Raw genomic sequence first — 2401 nt, 5'->3', positions numbered from 1 at the left:
CTGGATGCTGGAACGATCAAGGCTAATGGGGAGTATTATTATGTTTCTTAACAATGGGCCCCTTTTGTGCTCCCGAGCATAGCCCGGCAATCTTAGGTGTTCAAAAGATTGCTTCGTCGTGCCTCCTACCATTGACGTTTTTTATATTTCATTAATATTCAATAAGTTGCAAGTTCATCTCTTTGGCTTTTTTTTGAAGAAACATGATTTGTTGTTCCTTTAGTTTTTCTTCATATTTCTTTACGCCTTGCTCTACATAGTCCATTCCTTTGGCGAACATGTTATAGTAAAGTTCGGCGAGTTTTCTTGCTGTAGCTTTTATGGCTATGCCAGCTCCCCTTCTTGATTTTATCCGTCTGGCGAATGCACCCAGACCTGGTTCTTTGCTTAACATGATGCTTAGAGCAGCCTGTTTAAAGACTTGACCAGCGCGGGTGACTGCCTTCTTCTTGCTCCGCTTAGTCATCTTTCCCGATTGATGTTTTCCTGGAGCTAAACCCAGCCAGGATACAAAGGTCTTGACTGTAGGCCATTGAGTAATATCATTCCCCAATTCTGCAGTTAGCTTCATTAAACTATAATCGGTCAAACCCGGTAATGTGGTCGGGTTAGCCCCATGAATCCCCAACAATAAGTCGTGAAGATGTTCGATATGAGGCTTATTATGCCTTATTGGTTTAACAGGGTGACTATCTTTATAATTCTGGTCTGATCGGTTATTATATTCTTCGAGTATTTTTCCAGCCTCCTGATCACATTTGGCTACCTGATCCAAATAAAACATATAACCTTCATAAGCCTGCCTAAGTTCAAATAAATATTCTTCTTTATAGTTGCCTTCCAGGGCAAGCAGAATTTCCCCGCCTTTTCGCTTAATGAGTGAAGAAGTACAATAGCTCAACAAGACTTCTGCATTCCGCTCACCCTCCAGGATAGCCTTTATCATGGCCATTCCGCTTGCTCCATGCGTTTGAGAGAGTACTTCCGGCAAACGAATATTCATTTGTACCAGCGATTTCTGCATGTGTTGGATGTGGGAGGAGGCCATCTGAAGCTTATCTTCTCGCATCCGGGTATATACCCTAAGTTTCCTGACAATATCTTCAGGGACAAAACTTTTTCGCAGTAAGCCATAGCTGAACAACTGTTGTATCCATTGGCAATCCTGGACATCCGTTTTCCGACCTGGAAGATTTTTACTATCAGCAGGATTAACAAGGGTAACATCAAAGCCATCTTGTTCCAGAATATCATACAGGGTGATCCAATAGATTCCTGTAGCTTCCATGGCAACATGAGTGATGGATTTCTCCTTTAAATAGTTGCTCAATTCGCGGTAAGAAGCAGTAAAAGTTCTGAAGTTTCTGACGCTATCATTCTCAACAGAAACATAAACCTTCTCACTGCCAATATCGATACCGGCACAACTAGGATAGATTTTGCTTAAAGTGCTCATAACATTACAGGCAATCTTTTATAAACCATCAAGCTTAGGGTATCCTAAATGAGATATTTCTACCATGCGGGATATCATAAGATTCACCAATATTGATTAATACATACCCTAAAACAAAACTCGCAAGCAGGTTGAAACACTAGTGTTCAGACTGTTATACTGCCCAAGGTTTATTGCCCTTTGCAAAATTAACGTCATTTATATTGATTTTTATAACATAAATTACCCCTCGCAAAGACAACCCAGATTCCTACCTCAGTCATCCGCCCACCAAATTGCGCCCTCTGCGTAAAACTCTGCGCCCTCCGCGTTTAAACCTTGTCGGAAATCCCATCGGAAATCCTTCAGACCTCCGACCTCCGAAAAAACCCCTCTCCTAAACAAAATCCTCCCCTGCCAGTTGTAATATACAGAACCGGAAACCAAAGAAATATTCCGCTGCTTATCCCAGTTCTCAAAATTGATTTAATCATTCTATTCATAGCGCATTCCCATGAATTTAACATCAATATTCCCCAATACAATCCATCGTACCCTTATCATCTTCGCCCTCATTGGTACCCTGGCATCCTGTAATAATCAAAAAACGACTTCGACAGATTCCGATACCGTATCAGCCCCTGCCGTAAAAGTCGACACTACAGCTAAAGTCCAGGATTTCAGCCTCACGCTGCCCGTGCTGAATGCACTATTAATAGAAGATGCATTTAAAATGCAGCTGAAGTCTGAGTTAGAGCTAACAGACGAGCAGATCAAGCAGCTGGAAACTGTTGCCGGTGAAGCGGTCGCAGAACTAAGTGAGGATGGGACAAACTATCTTGGATCGGCACGTGCCGCAAGGAAACAATCAGAGGATGAGATCCGGCGCATACTCGGTCCGGAAAAAGCGGAGCAGCTAGCCAGCCTGGTTGCTTATCGCTATGCCGGGGGAGATATCGATGGCTT

2 protein-coding genes are annotated in these 2401 nt (G+C 42.8%); one reads left to right on the top strand and one right to left on the bottom strand.

The features are described 5' to 3' along the window. Positions 1-151: 151 nt before the first annotated feature. Positions 152-1456, bottom strand: coding sequence for an IS110 family transposase (locus WBJ10_RS08425; protein WP_424289242.1), 1305 nt, complete (start codon positions 1454-1456; stop codon positions 152-154). 493 nt (positions 1457-1949) lie between these two features. Here WBJ10_RS08425 and WBJ10_RS08420 point away from each other — a divergent pair. Beyond that, on the top strand, positions 1950-2401 hold a 452-nt coding region (locus WBJ10_RS08420), incomplete at its 3' end, for a hypothetical protein (RefSeq protein ID WP_424289240.1).

It is taken from the genome of Daejeonella sp., assembly GCF_049655485.1.
Taxonomy (GTDB): domain Bacteria; phylum Bacteroidota; class Bacteroidia; order Sphingobacteriales; family Sphingobacteriaceae; genus Daejeonella.
Note: the sequence above shows the minus strand (reverse complement) of the source record. Positions and strands in the feature narration are given on the sequence as shown.

What these genes read in the sequence shown, in the direction of transcription:
- WBJ10_RS08425 (WP_424289242.1), bottom strand. Translation starts at nt 1,456, where the DNA reads ATGAGCACTTTAAGCAAAATCTATCCTAGTTGTGCCGGTATCGATATT.